General features: G+C 71.4%; 15 protein-coding genes. 7 read left to right on the forward strand and 8 right to left on the reverse strand.

Features of this window, described 5'->3' with window-relative positions:
• The first annotated feature begins 9 nt into the window (after nt 1-9).
• On the forward strand, nt 10-525 hold the full coding sequence (locus tag ASG70_RS04580) for a MarR family winged helix-turn-helix transcriptional regulator (RefSeq protein ID WP_056882635.1): 516 nt from the start codon (nt 10-12) through the stop codon (nt 523-525).
• A gap of 163 nt (nt 526-688) precedes the next feature.
• Nucleotides 689-2,413, forward strand: a complete 1,725-nt coding sequence (locus ASG70_RS04585) for a methylmalonyl-CoA mutase (RefSeq protein ID WP_056882636.1) — start codon at nt 689-691, stop codon at nt 2,411-2,413.
• A gap of 123 nt (nt 2,414-2,536) precedes the next feature.
• On the opposite strand, the gene ASG70_RS04590 is transcribed toward ASG70_RS04585, so the two are convergent.
• A complete protein-coding gene (locus ASG70_RS04590; RefSeq protein WP_156399813.1) occupies nt 2,537-3,172 on the reverse strand; it encodes a TetR/AcrR family transcriptional regulator in 636 nt (211 codons plus the stop codon).
• Between the two features lie 137 nt (nt 3,173-3,309).
• On the opposite strand from ASG70_RS04590, the gene ASG70_RS04595 reads away from it, so the two are divergent.
• The 4 genes from ASG70_RS04595 (at nt 3,310) to ASG70_RS04610 (ending at nt 7,445) form a co-directional block, all read left to right on the forward strand.
• On the forward strand, nt 3,310-3,981 hold the full coding sequence (locus ASG70_RS04595; RefSeq protein ID WP_056882638.1) for a hypothetical protein: 672 nt from the start codon (nt 3,310-3,312) through the stop codon (nt 3,979-3,981).
• Entirely contained in the window at nt 3,978-4,982 is a 1,005-nt protein-coding gene (locus tag ASG70_RS04600; protein ID WP_056882639.1) for a hypothetical protein, read from the forward strand. Before ASG70_RS04595 ends, ASG70_RS04600 begins: the two co-directional genes overlap by 4 nt.
• A 57-nt stretch (nt 4,983-5,039) precedes the next feature.
• Complete coding sequence (locus ASG70_RS04605; RefSeq protein WP_056882640.1) at nt 5,040-6,065, forward strand: tetratricopeptide repeat protein; 1,026 nt, start codon at nt 5,040-5,042, stop codon at nt 6,063-6,065.
• 69 nt (nt 6,066-6,134) lie between these two features.
• Nucleotides 6,135-7,445 (forward strand): RimK family alpha-L-glutamate ligase, encoded by a 1,311-nt coding sequence (locus tag ASG70_RS04610; RefSeq protein ID WP_056882641.1) that lies wholly within the window; start codon nt 6,135-6,137, stop codon nt 7,443-7,445.
• Nucleotides 7,446-7,513: 68 nt separating this feature from the next.
• Here the strand turns inward: ASG70_RS04610 and ASG70_RS04615 are convergent, their stop codons facing one another.
• The 7 genes from ASG70_RS04615 to ASG70_RS04645 all read right to left on the reverse strand — a co-directional run bounded on the left by ASG70_RS04615 (nt 7,514) and on the right by ASG70_RS04645 (nt 17,735).
• Nucleotides 7,514-7,696, reverse strand: a complete 183-nt coding sequence (locus tag ASG70_RS04615) for a hypothetical protein (RefSeq protein WP_056882642.1) — start codon at nt 7,694-7,696, stop codon at nt 7,514-7,516.
• Nucleotides 7,697-7,775: 79 nt separating this feature from the next.
• Complete coding sequence (gene pgm / locus ASG70_RS04620; RefSeq protein ID WP_056882643.1) at nt 7,776-9,419, reverse strand: phosphoglucomutase (alpha-D-glucose-1,6-bisphosphate-dependent); 1,644 nt, start codon at nt 9,417-9,419, stop codon at nt 7,776-7,778.
• Nucleotides 9,416-9,967, reverse strand: a complete 552-nt coding sequence (locus ASG70_RS04625; RefSeq protein WP_056882644.1) for a VanZ family protein — start codon at nt 9,965-9,967, stop codon at nt 9,416-9,418. The genes pgm and ASG70_RS04625 overlap by 4 nt, the downstream gene beginning before the upstream one ends.
• Entirely contained in the window at nt 9,964-12,498 is a 2,535-nt protein-coding gene (gene glgB, locus ASG70_RS04630) for a 1,4-alpha-glucan branching protein GlgB (RefSeq protein ID WP_235531335.1), read from the reverse strand. The genes ASG70_RS04625 and glgB overlap by 4 nt, the downstream gene beginning before the upstream one ends.
• A complete protein-coding gene (locus ASG70_RS04635) occupies nt 12,495-13,931 on the reverse strand; it encodes a hypothetical protein (RefSeq protein ID WP_056882758.1) in 1,437 nt (478 codons plus the stop codon). The genes glgB and ASG70_RS04635 overlap by 4 nt, the downstream gene beginning before the upstream one ends.
• Nucleotides 13,924-15,633: a maltose alpha-D-glucosyltransferase gene (gene treS, locus ASG70_RS04640; RefSeq protein WP_056882645.1), complete on the reverse strand. Its 1,710-nt coding sequence runs from the start codon at nt 15,631-15,633 to the stop codon at nt 13,924-13,926. The genes ASG70_RS04635 and treS overlap by 8 nt, the downstream gene beginning before the upstream one ends.
• Nucleotides 15,633-17,735 carry an alpha-1,4-glucan--maltose-1-phosphate maltosyltransferase gene (locus ASG70_RS04645; protein WP_200949185.1) on the reverse strand — a complete coding sequence of 701 codons (2,103 nt, stop codon included), beginning with the start codon at nt 17,733-17,735 and terminating at the stop codon, nt 15,633-15,635. Before ASG70_RS04645 ends, treS begins: the two co-directional genes overlap by 1 nt.
• A 154-nt stretch (nt 17,736-17,889) precedes the next feature.
• Here ASG70_RS04645 and glgP point away from each other — a divergent pair, with 154 nt between their 5' ends.
• Nucleotides 17,890-20,478 (forward strand): alpha-glucan family phosphorylase, encoded by a 2,589-nt coding sequence (glgP, locus tag ASG70_RS04650; RefSeq protein ID WP_056882646.1) that lies wholly within the window; start codon nt 17,890-17,892, stop codon nt 20,476-20,478.
• The last annotated feature ends 76 nt before the right edge of the window (nt 20,479-20,554 follow it).

The raw sequence follows: 20,554 nt of genomic DNA on the forward strand, positions 1-20,554 counted from the left end.
CTGCTGCGCGTGCCGAAGCCCATCCGCCTGCCGTTCGACCCGATCACGCGGGCGGCCCAGCTGTGGACCCAGCGCTGGGGACGCTCGTCCCAGCCCCTGGCCATGGCCAGCGCCACCTCGGTCATGCGGGTGCAGCAGCTGCTCATCACCGACTACGACGCGATCGTCGGGCGCCACGGGCTGAGCTTCGCCCGGTACGAGGCGCTGGTGCTCCTGGCGTTCAGCCGCGACGGCCGGCTCGGGATGAGCAAGATCGGCCAGCGGCTCATGGTCCACCCGACCAGCGCCACCAACATCATCCAGCGCCTGCACGCCCAGGGGTTCGTCGAGCGCGTCCCCAACCCCGACGACGGGCGTGGCACCTTGGCCGTCATCACCCCGGCGGGTCGTGACGCGATGGAGGCCGCGACCGCCGACCTCGTGCAGGCGCGGTTCGGCCTCGGCATGCTGAGCGCGGCCGAGCACGAGCAGCTCTTCGCCCTGCTGCGCAAGGTCCGGGTCGGCGCCCACGACTTCGACGGCTGACCCGCCCGGCACGCCCCGCAAAGCGGGTGTCGCGTGGCGAAGCCGTCACGTATACGTCCCGGGTCACCGAACGACACCCGCTTTGCGGAGGGAGGGGCGTCCGGAGGCGGACCTGAGACTCGCGTGTTGGTGATTACTAGGACGTCCTAGTAAATTGCGCGGTATGACGCAGACCACTCCCGAGCAGTCCGGTGCCGCCCGCTGGCAGTCCCGCTTCGATGCGGCGCAGGCGAAGGGGCAGGTGCGTGACGCCGACTTCACCACCCTGTCCGGCATGGAGGTCGACCCGGCCTACGGACCCGCCGACGGCAGCGAGGTGCCCGAGCGCATCGGCTGGCCGGGGGAGTTCCCCTTCACTCGCGGGCTGTACCCCACCGGGTACCGCGGTCGCACCTGGACGATCCGGCAGTTCGCCGGCTTCGGCAACGCGGTGCAGACCAACGAGCGCTACAAGATGATCCTCGAGCGCGGTGGCGGCGGCCTGTCCGTCGCGTTCGACATGCCCACCCTGATGGGGCGCGACTCCGATGACCCGATGAGCCTCGGCGAGGTCGGGCACTGCGGCGTGGCCATCGACTCGGCCGCCGACATGGAGGTGCTGTTCGACGACCTCCCGCTCGAGCAGATCACCACGTCGATGACCATCAGCGGACCTGCCGTCCCGGTGTTCTGCATGTACCTCGTGGCGGCCGAGCGCCAGGGCGTCGACCTCGGCGTCCTCAACGGCACGCTGCAGACCGACATCTTCAAGGAGTACATCGCGCAGAAGGAGTGGTTGTTCGCCCCCGAGCCGCACCTGCGCCTGATCGGCGACCTCATGGAGTACTGCGCCGAGAACATCCCCGCCTACAAGCCGCTGTCGGTCTCGGGCTACCACATCCGGGAGGCCGGTTCGACGGCCGCGCAGGAGCTCGCCTACACGCTCGCCGACGGCTTCGGCTACGTCGAGCTCGGCCTGTCCCGCGGTCTCGACATCGAGAAGTTCGCGCCCGGCCTGTCGTTCTTCTTCGACAGCCACCTCGACTTCTTCGAGGAGATCGCCAAGTTCCGCGCCGCCCGGCGCATCTGGGCGCGCTGGCTGCGCGACGTGTACGGCGCGAAGACCGACAAGGCGCAGTGGATGCGGTTCCACACGCAGACCGCCGGGGTGAGCCTCACGGCGCAGCAGCCCTACAACAACGTCGTGCGCACCGCCGTCGAGGCGCTCGCCGCCGTCCTTGGCGGGACGAACAGCCTGCACACCAACGCCCTGGACGAGACCCTCGCCCTGCCGAGCGAGCAGGCGGCCGAGATCGCCTTGCGGACGCAGCAGGTGATCATGGAGGAGACCGGCGTCGTCAACGTCGCCGACCCGCTCGGTGGCAGCTGGTACGTCGAGGCCCTGACCGACAAGATCGAGGCCGAGGCCGAGGCGATCTTCGACAAGATCAAGGCCATGGGCGAGCTGGGCAAGCCCCGCAACGCCGAGGGCGGGGTGGACCACGAGGTCGGGCCCATGACGTCGGGCATCCTGCGCGGCATCGAGGACGGCTGGTTCATGTCCGAGATCGCCGAGGCGGCGTTCCAGTACCAGGTGGCCCTGGAGAAGGGCGACAAGAAGGTCGTCGGCGTCAACTGCCACACGGCCTCCGTCACCCACGAGCTGGAGATCCTGCGCGTCAGCCACGAGGTCGAGCGCGAGCAGGTCGCCGCGCTCGCCGACCGCAAGGCTGCTCGCGACGACGCTGCCGTCCGCGCCGCCGTCGCCCGCATGGTCGAGGTGGCCCGCACCGACGCCAACATGGTCCCGGCCATGCTCGACGCGGTGCGTGCCGAGGCGACCCTCGGGGAGATCTGCGACGCGCTGCGCGACGAGTGGGGCGTCTACCGCGAGCCCGCCCGCTTCTAGGCGGTCGGCGGCCCCACGACCCCACGGCCCCACGACCCCGCGGCCCCACGACCCCGCGGCCCCACGACCCCATGACCGGTGGTCGTGGGGTCCGCCACCCCGGCCCAGCGGCCCGCGGCCCGGCTACGTGTCGGTGCTGCGGGCCGCCCGGCTGAGGCGGGCGTACGCGACGTCGGCGAGGAGCTCGATGAGGCCGTCGACGAACGCCTCGTCCGGGACGCCGGTCGCGAGCGAACGGTGCATCACCGAACCCACCACGACGTCGGCGAGCAGGTCGACGTCGACCATCTCGGGCCTGATCTCGCCACGCGCGATGGCCCGCTCCACCGACGACGCCACCAGCGCGTGCAGCCTCGTCGACAAGGACCCGCGCACCGCGACGCCGACCCCTTCGGGGTCGCGGGCCGACTCGGCGAGCAGCGCGGCATACGCCCCACCCGTCGAGGGGTCGCGCAGCAGGCGGGCGGCCTCGTCCACGCCGGCCCGCATGTCGGCGGCGAGTGACCCGTGGTCCTCGTCCTCGATCTCGTCGAACACGGCGGCGACCGCGTGGACGGCGAGCTCGACCTTGCTGGGCCAGCGGCGGTAGAGCGTGCTCTTGGCCACGCCGGCCTGAGCCGCGACGTGCTCCATCGACATCCGCGCGACGCCCCGGTCGGCCAGGACCTGTCGCGCGGCGAGGGTGATCGCCTGCTCGGTCGCCTCCTCACGGGGACGGCCGGGGCGGCGGGGGCGGCGGTGCCCGGCTCGGGAGGTCATCACCGGCGATCATGCCATCGAGGCGGCTCCCGGCGCCGGAGCTGATTTGTCGTCGTCGGTGTGCCTGCGTCATGGTGGAGGGAGATGCCGGTGCGGGGAGCTTCCCGTGCCGGCCCGTCCACGTGAGGAATCCTGCCGTGCCGACCTTGGCCACCCGCATCCTGCTGGCTGCGCTGACCGCGATCGGGCTCGTGCTCCTGGTGGTCGGGTCGTGGTTCACCGTCCACCTCGGCCCGTCCGGGAGCGCGACGTTCACCACGACGCCGCCCCGGGGCAGCGTCGTCGTCCTCGAGCCATCAGTGCTCAACCGGGTCGACCGCCCGACGACGGTCACCGCCACCACCCGTGACGGTGCACCGGTCTTCATCGGGCGCGCCACCCCCTCGGACGCGAAGGCCGTCGTGGGTGGCGCCGACGTGACCTCCGTGACCGGGGCCCGCGTGCGCTCCTGGTCCCTCGAACGCTCGCGGTCGGGAGCCGGCGCCGCGCCGGCGCTCGCCGGCGCCGACGTCTGGCGCAGCACCGCCACCGGCAAGGGCAGCGCGCGCATCCAGGTGCGTCAGGCAGACGCTCCGGAGGCGGTCGTCATCGCGACGGCCGAGGGTCGCGCAGCCGACCTCGTCCTGGTCAGGGTCACGGTCGAGCGGCGTACGTGGTTCTTCCAGGCGCTGCTCGTGTCCCTCGTCGGGCTCCTCGCCACCGCCGCCGGCGCGGCCGGCCTGTGGCAGCAGCGCCGCCACGCCCTGACAGGGCGCAAGGCCGTGACCGGCCCCGACCACACCCGGCCCACCGAGGAGGTGTCCTCATGACTCTCTCTGCCCCCCGCCACGTCATCGCAGGTGCGCTGGCCGGTGCCCTGGCCCTCGGGGTCGCCGGCTGCGGAGCCGGTGCCTCGCTCGTCGGTGTCGGTGACGCGCCGGCGCAGGTGACCACCGCGGCGCCGATCGGACGTGACGCCGCGCAGAAGGTCGCCGAGCGCGTGCTCTCCCAGGCCGCCGCGGCACAGGCCGCACCCGCCACGCAGGCCCAGAGGCTGCGTACCGCGTCACTCACCGGTTCGGCACTCGCCGTGGCCGACGCGGCCGCCAAGCTCGGGTCCACCGCCGCGAGCCCCACGACCGCCCCGCTGACCCGGACCGACCCGCCGAAGGTGCTGGCCGTCTCCCGCGGCACGGACTGGCCCCGGGTGATCCTGGTCCAGACGACCAGCGGGGAGGGCGCAGCGGTGCTCAACCTGCTGACCTCACCCGACGCCGCGACGCCGTTCCGGCTCTCCTCGTCGGTGACGATGCAGCCCGGCACCGAGGTCGCCGCCCTCGACCCGCTCGACGAGGGCTCCCCGCGGGTCACCGCTGCCACGAAGCTGGCCGTCCAGCCCGACGAGCTGCTGACCGAGTACGCCGCGAGCCTGGCCTACCCCAAGCCCACGCCCGCGAAGGCCGTCGCCACCAACGACCCGTTCTCGACGGCCGTGCGGGCCAACGCCGCCGCGCAGGCCAAGGCGTTCGGCACGCTGGCCACGCTCCAGCAGAAGCACACGGTGCACCCCGTCCAGACGGTCTCGCTGGCGCTGCGCGGCGGTGGGGCCCTGGTCTTCTCCCTCCTCGAGCGCACCGACACGATCACCCTGAAGCCCGGCGGCAAGTCGCTGACCCCGAGCGCGGAGTTCCAGCGCCTCGTGGGCAAGAAGGCGTTGAGCAGGAACGCTGTGCTGCGCAGCTACGAGACCGTGGCGTTCACCGTGCCTGCCGAGGGCAAGGCCAGCGTCGTCGGCGCCGACGAGGTCCTGTTCTCCGCCAAGGGTTCCTGACCCCGGGCCGTCGGGCCGCGTGGGCGACGGCTCCGCCCGTGAGGAAGAATCGACCCCATGACTGATCAGCCGTTCACCGCAGCCGGCCTGCGTGGGGCCGTCGACCTCACCGGCCTGCAGGGCCAGCCCACCGGATCCACCCAGAGCCGCCCGGGGGGTGCCGGGGCAGCAGCTGCGGCCGGAGCGGGCGCCCAGGGCGGCCAGGGCGGCGCCCACGGTGCGCCGGGTGGCGTATCGGCGCATGGCGTCGCGGGCCGCACTGGCCTGGTCGTCGAGGGCACCGACGCCAACTTCACCGAGGTCGCCAACGCCTCCGTCGGCGTGCCGCTGCTGCTGGTGCTCTGGGCCGCTCAGGTGCCCGAGTCGCGCGACTACCTCGACACGGTCGTCGGCCTGGCCCGCGCGCTCGACGGGCGCCTGCAGGTGGTCAGCGTCGACGTGGAGCAGAACCCGGCCCTGCTGCGCGCGTTCCAGATCCAGAGCGTTCCCGTGACCCTCGGCCTCATCCAGGGCCAGCCCGTTCCCATGTTCGCCGGCGTCCAGCCGGCCGAGGCCGTGCGTCCCGTCCTCGACGAGTTCCTGAGCCTCGCCGTCCAGCACGGCGTCACCGGCCGGGTCGAGCTCACCGACGACGGCGCGCCGGGTGACGACGAGGTCGTCGAGCCGCCGCTGCCGCCCCTGCACCAGGAGGCCTACGACGCGATCGAGCGCGGTGACCTCGCGGGCGCGCACGCGGCATACACCCAGGCGCTCAAGGAGAACCCCGCCGACGCCGACGCCGAGCTGGGTCTTGCCCAGGTCGGGCTCATGCAGCGGACCGAGGGTGCCGACCTGCAGGCCGCCCGCGCGGCAGCTGCCGACCGGCCCACCGACGTCGCGGCGCAGACCCTCGTCGCCGACCTCGACGTCCTCGGCGGCCACGTGGAGGATGCGTTCCTGCGCCTCATCGACCTCGTGCGCGCCACGAGCGGCGAGGAGCGCGAGCAGGCGCGCGTCCACCTGGTGCAGCTGTTCGCGGTCGTCGGCGGGCACGACGAACGGGTCAAGAAGGCCCGCACCGCCCTGATGAGCGCCCTGTTCTGACGGGCTCCTGACCGCCTCCTGACCGGGTTCCACTTTCCGGGGCACGCCTCAGCCGACAGGATGGGCTGCATGGCGAAATCCCAGGAACACCTCATCGGTCTTCTCCTCGGGGCTGAGGGCGACTGGCCCCGGGCCTTCGAGACGCTCGCCCAGCGCATGGGCGTGGTCACCGGCCCGGACGGCACCCAGCACCACGTGTCGACCGAGCGCGTCACCATCGAGCCGTTCAACCTGCGCGACAAGCCCCGCCACGACCTGGTCATCGACCGGCTGGCGCACTGGTACTACCACCCACGCGAGTGGCTCAAGAAGGTCGCGCTCATGGACGACGTCTACCTGCTCAACAGCCCGTTCACGTTCCAGTCCATGGAGAAGCACTCGGCGTACTGCGCCCTGCTGCGCCTCGGCATGAACGTCCCCGAGACGGTCCTCGTGCCCTACAAGAACCCCATCGACAACGTCCGCTGGGCCTACACGTCGGAGAAGTACAACAAGTCCTTCGACCTCGACCGCATCGCCGACGAGCTCGGCTACCCCATGTTCATGAAGCCGTTCGACGGCGGGGCCTGGCGCGGGGTGTCGATGATCAAGGACCGCGCGGCCCTGCACGAGGCCTACGACGACTCCGGCGAGATGCTCATGCACCTGCAGAAGGCCGTCGACGGGTTCGAGGTCTTCGCCCGCGCCCTGACCATCGGGCCCGAGAGCATGGTCATGAAGTTCCGACCCGACGAGCCCATGCACAACCGGTATGCCGTGGAGCACGGCTTCCTCTCCGACGCCGTGGGCACCGAGGCGGTCACCATCGCCCAGACGGTCAACGCGTTCTTCCGCTGGGAGTTCAACTCCTGCGAGATGCTCGTCAAGGACGGGGTGGTCTACCCGATCGACTACGCCAACGCCTGCCCGGACGTCGCCGTCACGTCCCTGCACTACTACTTCCCGTGGGCCATGAAGGCGCTGCTGAAGTGGTCGGTGTTCTGCGTGGCGACCGGTCGCAAGGCCCGCACCCAGGTCGACACCGACCCGTGGTTCGCGGTCGCCGACGACCCGGCGCTGGACTACCAGGCCAAGCTCGCTGCCTACCAGGGGCTTGCGGACGACCACTTCGAGACCGAGCGCTACCGCGAGTTCGTCGAGACGGCCCTGCCGCACCTCGACGAGATGGTGCTCGAGTGGGTCGACTCCGACGACTTCCGCTCGCTGCTCACGGACACGATCCGCGCGACGTACCCCGAGCGGGAGTGGGACACGTTCGAGGGCCACTTCGGCGGTCTCACGCGGCTCTGGGTCGCCGACGAGACCTCACGGCTGAGCCCGGGACGGTCCGCTGCCGACGAGACGGTGGTCGGCGGGCCGGCGCCGGCACTGGCCGACTGAGGGTCCGGGACGCGACTGACGGGCCCCGCCGTGGTGGCGGAGCCCGTCAGACGACAGGAACGAGGCCTTCAGCAGGCCCGGCACTCCTGCTCGACCTGGTGGCGGCGTGCCTCGGGCTGCAGGAGCCGGGGGCGGCGCAGGCCGCGCACGCGGTCGAGGGTGGCGAGGTTGGGACCGGTGCTGCTCGTCCGTGGGAAGGTGCGGAGCCCGGCGTTCTGGCGCGGTGGGCGCGGGGTGTTGGTGGGCGTCATGTCGTGGTCAACGCCGACGGATGTCCGATGTGTTCCGCGACCGCGTCCGCTCACAGCGCAGCCTCAGCGCCCGCCGCCGTCAGCCGCGCAGTGCGGCGTCGACGACCTCCCTGGCCTCGGCCTGCACCTGGGCGAGGTGCTCGGGGCCCTTGAAGGACTCGGCGTAGATCTTGTAGACGTCCTCGGTGCCCGACGGACGGGCCGCGAACCACGCGCTCTCCGTGGTGACCTTGAGGCCGCCGATCGGCGCGTCGTTGCCCGGGGCGGTCGTCAGCTTGGCCGTGATCGGCTCGCCCGCGAGGGAGTCCGCGCCGACGTCGTCGGGGGAGAGGGCAGCGAGCTTGGCCTTCTGCTCGCGGTCGGCAGCGGCGTCGATGCGCGCGTAGGCCGGGTCGCCGTGGCGCGCGGTGAGGTCGGCGTAGTGCTGGCTGGGGGTCTTGCCCGTGGCCGCAAGGATCTCCGAGGCGAGCAGCGCGAGGATGATGCCGTCCTTGTCGGTGGTCCAGGCGGCTCCACCACGGCGCAGGAACGAGGCACCCGCCGACTCCTCGCCGCCGAAGCCGAAGCTGCCGTCGATGAGCCCCGGCACGAACCACTTGAACCCGACGGGCACCTCGACGAGCCGGGCCCCGAGGTCCGAGGCGACGCGGTCGATCATCGACGACGACACCAGCGTCTTGCCGATGGCGGCACCCTGCGGCCAGTCCGGCCGGGCGCCCCCGAAGAGGTACTGGATCGCCACGGCCAGGAAGTGGTTGGGGTTCATCAGACCCGCGTCGGGGGTGACGATGCCGTGGCGGTCGGAGTCGGCGTCGTTGCCCGTCGCGATGTCGTACTCGTCCTTGCGGGCGATGAGCGAGGCCATGGCCGAGGGGGAGGAGCAGTCCATGCGGATCTTGCCGTCCCAGTCCAGCGTCATGAACCGCCAGGTGGGGTCGACGAGCGGGTTGACGACGGTGAGGTCGATGCCGTGGCGGTCGGCGATCTCGGCCCAGTAGGCGACCGAGGCGCCCCCGAGCGGGTCGGCGCCGATGCGGACCCCGGCCTCCTTGACCCTGGCCAGGTCGACGACGTCGGGAAGGTCGTCGACGTAGGTGCCCAGGAAGTCGTAGGGCTGGGTGTGGGCGCGGGCTCGGCTGAAGGGGATTCGCCGTACGCCGTCGAGGCCGGCCGCGATGAGCTCGTTGGCCCGGGCGGCGATCACCTTGGTCGCGTCGGAGTCGGCGGGCCCGCCGTGGGGAGGGTTGTACTTGAAGCCGCCGTCGTAGGGCGGGTTGTGGGACGGGGTGACGACGATGCCGTCGGCCAGGGTCGAGCCCGTCGTGCGGCCCTCGTTGGCGCGGATGATCGCGTGGCTCACCGCCGGGGTGGGGGTGAAGCCGTCGCGGTCGTCGACGAGGACGATCACGTCGTTGGCGGCGAGCACCTCGAGCGCGGAGGCCCACGCGGGCTCGGACAGGGCGTGGGTGTCGCGCCCCACGAACAGCGGCCCGTCGTAGCCCTGCGACGCCCGGTAGTCGCAGATGGCCTGGGTCGTCGCCAGGATGTGCGCCTCGTTGAACGCTGTCCGCAGGCTCGACCCGCGGTGCCCCGAGGTGCCGAACACCACCTGCTGGTCGAGGTCGTCGGGATCGGGGACCTGCGTGTAGTAGGCGGTGACGAGGTGGGCCACGTCGACCAGGTCCGACGGCTGGGCGGGCTGTCCTGCGCGCGGGTCGTTCATGGGCCCACTCTGCCAGCGTTGCGCCGCGCTGCCCACCGCAGTCCCACGAGCAGCACGCCCGCCACCAGTCCCAGCAGGACGCCGGTCCAGTTGTCGGCGAGGTCGGTGGTGTCGCACGAGCGCCCGAGCCCCCGGAACAGCTGTTGTCCACTCTCGAACAGGAGCGGCAGCGCGGCGGCGCCGGCCACCACGAGCAGCGCCTGCACGCCGCGCAGGCGGCTGGCCACGAGAGCCGCGAACAGCCCGACCGGCACGAGCAGCAGGACGTTGAGGATGCGCTGGTCGTCGGCGGCCACCGCGGCCAGGCCAAGTGCCACCCGGTGGATGGCGCAGCGGCGGTCCGGCGACAGGACGCCGTGGTCACGGACGCCGGGCGGCGACATCGTGACGACGCTCGCGAACACCACCGCCCCGCCGAGCAGGACGCGCTCGAGGGTGACGGCGGGGCGGGTGCGGCCGCGCCACAACCACCACGCCGCCACCGCGGCATACGCAAGGACGACCGGGACCACGAGCAACGGGATGCGGTAGCCCCAGACGTGGGTCACTCCGTGCGGTCCTCCACCTCGGACGCGGGGCGGGCCGTCACGCCGGGCGTCTCCTCGACCGGTGCGAGGTAGACCGCGGACAGGGCGGCGACCCGGACCTCCACGGAGTACGGCTGCCCCTGGTGCGGGTGCTCCTGCGCGGTGACGACGACGTCGGCCTGGCTGGGCGTCCCGAACTCGTCGTAGCCGCTGGTGTCGAGCACGACCCTCCAGTCGCCGGCGCGGGGCACACCGAGCCGCAGGGGCTCGCGGGCCAGGCCGCCGAAGTTCACGGCCACGGCGACGACCGGGCCCTGACGGTCGGGGGTGCCGAAACGCAGGTAGGAGTAGGTGTTTCCCGCGTTGTCGTCGGCGTCGAGCCACTCGAAGCCTGCCGGGTCGGCGTCCAGTGCCCACAGCGCTGGGTTGGCGCGGTAGACCCGGTTGAGCTCCTTGACGAGGTTGTGGACGCGGTAGTGGGCGGCGTGGTCGAGCAGCCACCAGTCGAGCTCGCGGCCGTCGGCCCACTCGGCCTCCTGGGCGAACTCGCTGCCCATGAACAGCAGCTGCTTGCCGGGGTGGCTCCAGAGGTAGGCCAGGAACGCCCGCACGGTGGCGAGCTGGTCGTAGCGGCTGCCGGGCGCCTTGCGCAGCAGCGAGCCCTTGCCGTGGACGACCTCGTCGTGGCTGATCGGCAGCAGGTAGTTCTCGCTGAAGGCGTACATGAGCGAGAACGTCAGCAGGTGGTGGTGGTACTGCCGGTTGATCGGGTCCTCCTTGAGGTACTTCAAGGAGTCGTTCATCCAGCCCATGTTCCACTTCAGCCCGAAGCCGAGGCCGCCCTCGCTGGTCGACTTCGTGACGCCCGGCCAGGAGGTGGACTCCTCGGCGATCATGACGATGCCTGGCACGCGCTTGTACGCCGTGGCGTTGGCCTCCTGGAGCAGGCCCACCGCCTCGAGGTTCTCGTGCCCGCCGTGGATGTTGGGCACCCACTCGCCGTCCTTGCGGGCGTAGTCGAGGTAGAGCATCGAGGCCACGCCGTCGACGCGCAGGCCGTCGACGTGGAACTCCTCCAGCCAGTAGACCGCGTTGGCGACGAGGAAGTTGCGCACCTGCATCCGGCCGAAGTCGAAGATGTAGGAGCCCCACTCGGGGTGCCAGCCCTTGCGCGGGTCCGGGTGCTCGTAGAGCGGCAGCCCGTCGAAGCGGGCCAGCGCCCACGGGTCGGTCGCGAAGTGCCCGGGGACCCAGTCGAGGATGACGCCGATGCCGGCCTGGTGGAGCCGGTCGACGAGGTACCTGAAGTCGTCGGGGCGGCCGAACCGCGCGCTCGGCGCGTAGTAGCTCGTGACGTGGTAGCCCCAGGACGGGGGATAGGGGTGCTCCATGACCGGCATGAGCTCGACGTGCGTGAAGCCGAGGTCCTGCACGTAGTTGACCAGGTGCTCGGCGAGGTCGCGGTAGGAGTGGTGGCGCCGCCACGACCCGAGGTGCACCTCGTAGATGCTCATCGGCTGCTCGTGGTGGTTGCTCTGGGTGCGCTTGGCCAGCCACTCGCCGTCGCCCCAGTCGTAGCGGGACTGGACGACGGACGACGCGGTGGCCGGCGGCATCTCGGTGGCCTGGGCCATCGGGTCGGCCTTCTCGCGCACCTTCCCGTCGGCGCCGCGGACCAGGTACTTGTACATCGTCCCGTCGCCGACGCCGGGGACGAACAGCTCCCAGACACCGGACTCACCCAGCAGGCGCATGGGGTGGCTGCGGCCGTCCCAGCCGTTGAAGTCGCCCGCGACGTGCACGGCCTGGGCCCTCGGCGCCCACACGGCGAAGGAGGTGCCGACGACGGTGCCGAGGGGGCCGGTGTACTCGTGGACGTGGGCCCCGAGGACCGTCCACAGCTGCTCGTGGCGACCCTCACCGATGAGGTGCAGGTCGACCGGGCCGAGCGTGGGCGCGAAGCGGTAGGGGTCGTCCATCTCGTGCTCGACGCCGTCGGCGTAGCTCACGAGCAGGCGGTAGTCCTGGGTCTGCGTCTGCCCCTCGCGCAGCCCGCCCCACACACCGTCCTCCTCGTGGGCGAGGTCGAGCCGGGTGCCGTCCTCGAAGCGGACGGCGACCGTCGAGGCGAACGGGCGGTAGGCGCGCACGCGCAGGCCGCCCGGCTCGAGGTGGTGCCCGAGCAGGTCGTGCGGCTGCTGGTGGCGGCCGTCGGCCAGGGCACGGATCGCCTCGGCAGGGGTCGCGGGCACGGGAACCGGCTCGGGCGTCCGGTCGACCGGAGGCTCGGTGACCGGGGCCTTGGGGGCCGACGGCGTCCCGCCCGGCTTCTCGATGAGCGCCTCTGCCTCGGAGGTGTGCGGCGCACGCTCCTGCGTGGTCGGTTCGACCGCGGCGGACTCGGCGGCAGGTGCCACCGGGGTGGCCTCCTCGACCTGGGTCGGCCCCGCGGCCTCGACCGCCTCGACCGCCTGGGTCGCCTCGACCGCCTCGACCGCCTTGGTCTCCTTGGCCTTCTTGGTCCTCTTGTCCTTCTTGCCGAAAGGGCTCACGGAAGGTCCTTCCTCGCATCGTCAAGCAAACGGACCACCGCAGTGGTGGGGATGGTCAGCCAGGTCGGCCGGTTGCGCGCCTCGTAGACCACTTCGTACAGAGCCTTGTCGAGCTGGAACGCGATGAGCAGGGCGGTGTCCTCGCGCGGGTCCCTGCCGGACTCGGCGGCGTACCCGTCCAGGAACGCGCGTTGGGCGGACTCCACCCAACCACGCGCGCTCTGGCCCGGGTGGGCCTGCTCCCACGAACCGGCCGCGTAGTCGAACGAGCGCAGCATTCCCGCGATGTCGCGGACGGCGAGGTCGGGCCGGACGCGCTCGGAGAGCGGTCGCAGCGGCTCGCCCTCGAAGTCGAGCAGCACCCAGCCGCGTCCCTCGACCTGCAGGACCTGCCCGAGGTGGTAGTCGCCGTGGATGCGTTGCAGCGCGGGCCAGGGCGCGCCGACAGCCGCGTCGAAGACGGCCGCGATGCGCTGCTCGTGCTCGGCCAGGGCGGGCACCTCAGCGGCGGCGGCGACGTAGCGCCCGCGCATCCCCGCGACCATGGTCGACACCACGGCCGGGGTGACCGGTTCGGTGGGCATGACCTCGGCCAGGCGCGAGTGCACCTCGGCCGTGGCGGCGCCGAGCTCTCGCGCCCGGTCGGCGAAGTCCTCACCGGCGGCGATGGCGCGAAGCGCCACCCGCCAGGCGTCCTCGGTGCCGGGGAAGAACTCCTGGGCGAAGGCCAGGTGCCCGGCGTCCTCGCCCTCGCCGTGGACGGACGGCCAGGTCGCCGCGACCGCTCCCACCATGCCCGGGACGCGCAGGGATCCGGCCTCGGCCAGGGCGCCCTGCACGACCACGTCGGGGTTGTCGCCGGCCTGCAGGGTGCGGAACACCTTGCAGATCAACGGTTTCGGCGACCCCGAGTCGTCGGTGCAGTCGAAGATGACGGAGGTGTTGGACTGTTCACCCGACAGCACGCGCGAGCCGGTGAGGGTGGTCTGCGTCGTCCACGACGGGTGTCTACGTGCCACGACCGCAGGCTCCACGGTGTCGGACCGGCTGCCGGCCTGGGGGACCGCCTGCTCGAGGACGAGGGCGAGGAGCTGGGCGGCGTAGACCGGGTCCCGCGGCCCGTCGTAGACCCAGCGGGGCCCCAGGACGCTGTGCTCCATCGTGCCCACGAGGGCCTGCTGGTGGCCCTCGAGCGGCGCGGATCGGTAGGTGAGCGGCACCTGGTAGACGACCGGCTCGGCGCCACCCTCGTCGACGACGAGCAACGTCTCGATACCGACCTCGCCGGCGGGGTCGTCGAGGCGCCACGACCACAGCTTGCGCAGCACCGGCTGACGCCCCTTGGCGGCATACCAGCGCTGGCGCGCCATCCACGGCGCGACGAGCTCGAGCTTGGTCGGCGTGATGCTGGCGGTCGTGTGGATCTCAGCCACGGGCGGCACCCGGCACGAGCCGCAGCCAGAAGAAGTCCCGCGAGCCCAGGGTCAGGGTGACCGTCCCGTCGTCGGAGACCTTCGGGAAACCGTTGCCGCCGAACAGGTCTGCGAGCTGGGCGCCCTTGAACTCCGCGGGCACCCGGATCGTCGTGGCCTGCGGGCGGCTGGCGAGGTTGTTGACGCAGAGCACGGCCTCGGAGTCGGCGCCGTCCTCGTGGTCCCACTCGACGCGCAGGAAGGACAGCACGGCGTCGTTGTCCGATGGGCAGACCTCGAACTCGCCACGGCCGAAGACGGGGTGCCGCTTGCGGATCTCCAGCATCGCCTTGACCCAGTGCAGCAGCGACGAGCTGTGCGCCATCTGGGCTTCCACGTTGACGTTGTTGTAGTGGTAGACGAGCGAGGAGATGACCGGCAGGTAGAGCTTGCCCGGGTCGGCGGAGGAGAAGCCGGAGTTGCGGTCCGGCGACCACTGCATCGGCGTGCGGACCGCGTCACGGTCGTTGAGCCAGATGTTGTCGCCCATGCCGATCTCGTCGCCGTAGTAGAGGCACGGCGACCCCGGCAGCGACAGCACGAGGGCGTGGATCAGCTCGATCTCCGCGCGGCTGTTGTCCAGCAACGGCGCCAGCCGCCGGCGGATGCCGACGTTGGCCCGCATCCGCGGGTCCGGCGCGTACCAGCCGTACATCGCCGCGCGCTGCTCCGGCGTCACCATCTCGAGGGTCAGCTCGTCGTGGTTGCGCAGGAACGTGCCCCACTGGGTGCCGGCGGGCTTGGCGGGGGTGTCGGCGAGCACGTCGACGATCGGCGACGCCTTCTCCTCCCGCAGCGAGTAGTAGAGCATCGGCATCACGGGGAAGTGGAAGCACATCTGGCACTCCGGCTCCTCCTCGGTGCCGAAGTAGTCGACGACGTCGGCCGGCGGCTGGTTGGCCTCGGCGAGCAGGATGCGCCCGGGGTACTCCGCGTCGACCATCGCGCGCAGCTTGGCCAGGAACTGGTGCGTCTTGGGGTGGTTCTCGCCGTTGTGGCCCTCCTCCTCGTAGAGGTAGGGGACGGCGTCCAGCCGGAACCCGTCGATGCCCATGTCCATCCAGAACCGCACGACGTCGAACATCGCCTCGTGCACGGCCGGGTTCTCGAAGTTGAGGTCGGGCTGGTGGGAGAAGAAGCGGTGCCAGAAGAACTGCCGGCGTACCGGGTCGAAGGTCCAGTTGGAGACCTCGGTGTCGATGAAGATGATGCGCGCGTCGGAGTACTTCTCGTCGGTGTCGGACCACACGTAGAAGTCGCCGAACGGGCCCTCGGGGTCCGAGCGCGACGCCTGGAACCACGGGTGCTGGTCGCTGGTGTGGTTCATGACGAAGTCGGTGATGATCCGGATGCCGCGGGCGTGCGCCTGCGACACCAGCTCCTGGAAGTCGGGCAGCGTCCCGAACTCGGGGAGCACGGCGGTGTAGTCGGCGATGTCGTACCCGCCGTCGCGCAGCGGCGAGGCGTAGAACGGCGGCAGCCACAGGCAGTCGACACCGAGCCACTGCAGGTAGTCGAGCCGGTTGATCAGGCCGGTGAAGTCGCCCGCGCCCGACCCCTTGGAGTCGCCGAAGCCTCGGACGAGGACTTCGTAGAAGACGGCGGTCTTGAACCACTCGGGGTCGTGCTTCAGGCCGGGCTGGTTGAGGTTGAGACCCTGCATCAGAACCTCCGGATCGCGACGACGTGGACGGGCTCGGTCTCGGGCCCGAGTCTGACGTAGACGTGCTCGCCCCAGTGCCACGACTCCCCGGTGATGAGGTCCTGTGCGGCGATGCCGTCCTCGTGGCGCAGGCCCAGGGCGGGCATGTCGAGGTGGAGCGTCGACTCCCGGGTGGCGTGGGGGTCGAGGTTGGCCACGACGACGACGACGTCCTCGGTGCCGTCGGGCAGCACCCGGCGCTTGGAGAACGCGATGATGTTCTCGTCGTCGACGTGGTGGAAGGTGATGTTGCGCAGCCAGTGCAGGGCAGGGTGCTCGCGCCGGATCTCGTTGAGCCGCGTGAGGTAGCCGGCCAGCGAGTGCCCCTCCTTGGGGCCGCCGGGCTCGTAGTCCTCCCAGTGGCGGTTCTTGTACTCGTACTTCTCGTTGTCGATCTGCTCCTCGGCACCCGGCCGGGCGACGTGCTCGATGAGCTCGTAGCCGGCGTAGATGCCGTAGGTCGGCACGATCGTGGCCGCGACGGCCGCCCGCAGCTTCCACGCGGCCGGGCCGCCGAACTGCATGTACGGCGTGAGGATGTCGTGCGTCGTCGGCCAGAACGACGGGCGCATGTAGGCAGCCGCCTCGCCGGACAGCTCCTCGAGGTACTCGGTGAGCTCCCACTTCTGGTTGCGCCACGCGTAGTAGGTGTAGGACTGCTGGAACCCGACCTTGCCGAGGGTGTGCATCATGGCGGGCTTCGTGAAGGCCTCGGCCAGCCAGATCACCTCGGGGTGGTCGCGGGCCACGTCGTCGATGATCCACTGCCAGAACTCGACCGGCTTGGTGTGCGGGTTGTCGACGCGGAAGATCTTGACGCCGTGGTCGATCCAGACCTGGATCATCCGTCGCATCTCGGCGTAGGACCCCGCGGGGTCGTTGTCGAAGTTGAGCGGGTAGATGTCCTGGTACTTCTTCGGCGGGTTCTCGGCGTAGGCGATGGTCCCGTCGGCGCGCGTGGTGAACCACTCCGGGTGCGACTGCACGTAGGGGTGGTCGGGCGAGCACTGGAGGGCGATGTCCATCGCGACCTCGAGCCCGAGCTCCTCGGCACGGGCGACGAACGCGTCGAAGTCGTCGAACGTCCCGAGGTCGGGGTGGATGGCGTCGTGGCCGCCGTCGGGGGACCCGATGGCATACGGGCTGCCCGGGTCGTCGGGTCCGGCGTGGAGGGTGTTGTTGGGTCCCTTGCGCGCCGTGGTGCCGATCGGGTGGATCGGGGTGAGGTAGACGACGTCGAAGCCCATGCCGGCGATGGCCGGCAGCCGCTCGGCAGCGGTGCGCAACGTGCCCGACCTCCAGTGCCCGGTCTCGGGGTCCTGCACCGCCCCCTCCGAGCGGGGGAAGATCTCGTACCACGCGCCGTACAGCGCGCGCTCACGCTCCACGAGCAGCGGCAGGTCGGCGGACGGGCTGACCCAGTCGCGCAGCGGCCGTGCGGCGAGCTCCTGCTCCACCGAGGGGTCGGTGGCGGCGTGGAGCCGGGCCATCGGGGGGCGCCGGGTGTCGCGCAGCGCGGTCACGGCGTCCTTGAGCAGCTTCGCCCCAGGCTTGGGGCGCCCGACCTCGGCCAGCGCGCGCTCCAGGACGCGGGCGCCCTCCTCGAGCATGAGCTCGGCGTCGATGTCGGCGGCCACCTTGATGGAGGCGTCGTGCTCCCAGGTGCCGTAGGGGTCGGACCAGCCCTCCACGCGGTAGTGCCACCAGCCCGCGGTGCCGGCCTCGACGACCGCCTCCCAGGCGTTGAGGCCGGGGTTGGTGCAGCGCATGGGCAGCACCTGCTCGGTCCCGTCCGGCGCGGTGAGGACGACGGAGGCGTTGACGGCGTCGTGGCCCTCACGGAACACCGTCGCGGTGACGGTGAACTGCTCACCGACGACCGACTTGGCCGGTCGGGCGCCGCCGTCCACCAGGGGCTGCACGTCCTGGACGGGGATCCGCCCGACCGGGCTCTGCGGCGGTCGGGTGCGTGGGGCGGGGGAGGGCCCGGGTCGGGCTTGCGGGCTGCGGGAGCCGCGGGGGGTGGGAGAGGTGGGTGTGGTTGCCGAGGGGGTCGCAGTCACGCGCCCGACGCTACTCGTTCTGGGCGCTGGTGCACCTCTGCGGGACTCCGGGTGGACGCGCCGGGCACCGCGCCGTGAAGGCACCGTGAAACTTTCTGAAAGATCTGCAAGAAGTCGACAGACTTTCCGGGTCCTGGCCCTATGATCAGCCCTCGTGAAGGCGATCCGACGCTTCAGCGTCCGTACTGTCCTGCCCGAGCCGATCGCGGCCCTCGGCGACCTGGCGAGCAACCTGCGGTGGTCCTGGCACCCGCCGACCCGCGACCTCTTCGAGCGCATCGACCCGCAGCGCTGGGCCAAGGTCCGCAAGGACCCCGTGCGCCTGCTGTCGGCGCTGTCCCCGGCAGAGCTCGCGGCGCTTGCCGCAGACACCGGCTTCGTCGGTGCGGTCGCGGCGGCCAAGGCCGACCTCGACACCTACCTCACCGAGCCGCGCTGGTACCAGGCGTGGGCCCAGGCGCAGGACGAGGACGGTGCGGGCGCCCCGAAGGCGATCGGCTACTTCAGCCCCGAGTTCGGCATCACCGAGGTGCTGCCGCAGTACTCCGGCGGTCTCGGCATCCTCGCCGGCGACCACCTCAAGACCGCCTCCGACCTCGGCGTCCCGATCGTCGGCGTCGGCCTGTTCTACAAGACCGGCTACTTCAAGCAGAGCCTCAACCGCGACGGCTGGCAGCAGGAGACCTACCCGGTCCTCGACCCCGACGGCCTGCCGCTGAGCATGCTCCGCGAGGAGGACGGCACCCCGTGCGTCATCACGCTCGGGCTGCCCGGCGGCCGCCAGCTGCACGCCCACGTCTGGAAGGCGCAGGTCGGCCGCGTGCCGCTGCTGCTGCTCGACTCCGACGTGCCGGACAACGACGAGGCCGCCCGCAACATCACCAACCGCCTCTACGGCGGCGGTGGTGAGCAGCGCCTGCAGCAGGAGATGCTCCTCGGCATCGGCGGTGTCCGCGCGCTGCGCCTGTGGTCGCGCCTCACCGGCGCCCCGGCCCCGGACGTCTACCACACCAACGAGGGCCATGCCGGGTTCCTCGGCGTCGAGCGCATCCACGAGCTGACCCAGTCGGCGGACCTGGGCTTCGAGGAGGCGCTCGAGGCCGTGCGCGCCGCGACGGTCTTCACCACCCACACGCCGGTCCCTGCGGGCATCGACCGCTTCGACGCCGAGCTCATCTCGCTGCACTTCGGCGGCGACCAGGCCGTCCCGGGTGTGCCGGTCGACCGGCTGCTCGCCCTCGGTGCCGAGGACTACCCCGGTGGCCAGCCCGGCATGTTCAACATGGCGGTCATGGGCCTGCGCCTCGGCGGCCGTGCCAACGGCGTCTCGCAGCTGCACGGTGTCGTCAGCCGCGAGATGTTCGACGGCCTGTGGCCGGGCTTCGACGACGACGAGGTCCCGATCAGCAGCGTCACCAACGGTGTCCACGCCGGCACCTGGGTCGACCGCCGGGTCTACGAGCTCGCCGACAAGTACCTCGGCACCCACGACCTCGAGCGCGACAACGCCTGGGACCGCATCGACGAGGTGCCCCGCGAGGCGATCTGGGCGACCAAGCGCGACATGCGCGAGCAGCTCGTCGTGGAGGCCCGTCGCCGCACCCGCTCGTCGTGGAAGAAGCGTGGCGCCAGCCCCGCCGAGCTCGGCTGGGTCGACGACATCCTCGACCCCGACATCCTCACGATCGGCTTCGCGCGGCGCGTCCCGACCTACAAGCGGCTCACCCTGATGCTGCGCGACCCCGCGCGCCTCAAGCGCCTGCTGCTCGACGAGAAGCGCCCGATCCAGCTCGTCATCGCCGGCAAGTCCCACCCCGCCGACGAGACCGGCAAGCAGCTCATCCAGCAGATGGTCCGCTTCGCCGACGACCCGGAGATCCGCCACCGCATCGTCTTCCTGCCCAACTACGACATCGCGATGGCGCAGTACCTCTACCCCGGCTGCGACGTGTGGCTCAACAACCCGCTGCGCCCGTTCGAGGCCTGTGGCACCTCCGGCATGAAGGCGGCCCTCAACGGCGGCCTCAACCTGTCGATCCTCGACGGCTGGTGGGACGAGTGGTTCGACGGTGGCAACGGCTGGGCCATCCCGACGGCCGACGGTGTCGAGGACGCCGAGCGCCGCGACGACCTCGAGGCGGCCGCCCTCTACGACCTCATCGAGAACTCGGTGGCGCCGCGCTTCTACGACACCGACGAGGCGGGCCTGCCGCAGAACTGGCTGTCGATGATCAGCCACACGCTGCGCACGCTCGGCCCGAAGGTGCTGGCCAGCCGCATGGTCCGCGACTACACCATCCAGCTCTACGGGCCCGCCGCCCGCGCCGGCTGGGCGCTCGCCGGCGAGACCTACGCAGGCGCGCGTGACCTCGCGGCCTACAAGCACAAGGTGCGCGAGGGCTGGTCGTCGGTCCACGTCGACCACGTCGAGTCCTCGGGCGTCTCGGACTCGCCGCAGATCGGCGAGACCCTGCACGTGCGGGCCTACGTCTCGCTCGGCGACCTGACGCCCGACGAGGTGGAGGTGGAGGTCGTGCACGGCACCGCGCGCGACTCCGACGAGCTGCGCGACGTGCAGTGCGAGCCCCTCGCCCTGGTCGAGTCCTACGAGGGCGGGCGGCACCAGTTCGCCGGCGACTTCGCCCTCGCCCGGACCGGGTCGTTCGGCTACACCGTGCGGGTGCTGCCCAAGCACATCGGCCTCGCCAGCACGAGCGAGCTCGGGCTGGTCGCCAACGCCTGACCCGCACCAGCTCCACTTGGGGGCCAGGGAGTGACGCCTACGTCACTCCCTGGCCCCCAAAGTCGTCTGGCGGACG

Source organism: Phycicoccus sp. Soil748 (assembly GCF_001428025.1).
Classification (GTDB): domain Bacteria; phylum Actinomycetota; class Actinomycetes; order Actinomycetales; family Dermatophilaceae; genus Pedococcus.

Bases quoted from the DNA above. Each gene is read 5' to 3' on its own strand.
- ASG70_RS04585 (WP_056882636.1), top strand. From the start codon at position 689: ATGACGCAGACCACTCCCGAGCAGTCCGGTGCCGCCCGCTGGCAGTCC.
- ASG70_RS04590 (WP_156399813.1), bottom strand. From the start codon at position 3,172: ATGACCTCCCGAGCCGGGCACCGCCGCCCCCGCCGCCCCGGCCGTCCC.
- ASG70_RS04600 (WP_056882639.1), top strand. From the start codon at position 3,978: ATGACTCTCTCTGCCCCCCGCCACGTCATCGCAGGTGCGCTGGCCGGT.
- ASG70_RS04605 (WP_056882640.1), top strand. From the start codon at position 5,040: ATGACTGATCAGCCGTTCACCGCAGCCGGCCTGCGTGGGGCCGTCGAC.
- ASG70_RS04610 (WP_056882641.1), top strand. From the start codon at position 6,135: ATGGCGAAATCCCAGGAACACCTCATCGGTCTTCTCCTCGGGGCTGAG.
- ASG70_RS04615 (WP_056882642.1), bottom strand. From the start codon at position 7,696: ATGACGCCCACCAACACCCCGCGCCCACCGCGCCAGAACGCCGGGCTC.
- pgm (WP_056882643.1), bottom strand. From the start codon at position 9,419: ATGAACGACCCGCGCGCAGGACAGCCCGCCCAGCCGTCGGACCTGGTC.
- treS (WP_056882645.1), bottom strand. From the start codon at position 15,633: ATGCAGGGTCTCAACCTCAACCAGCCCGGCCTGAAGCACGACCCCGAG.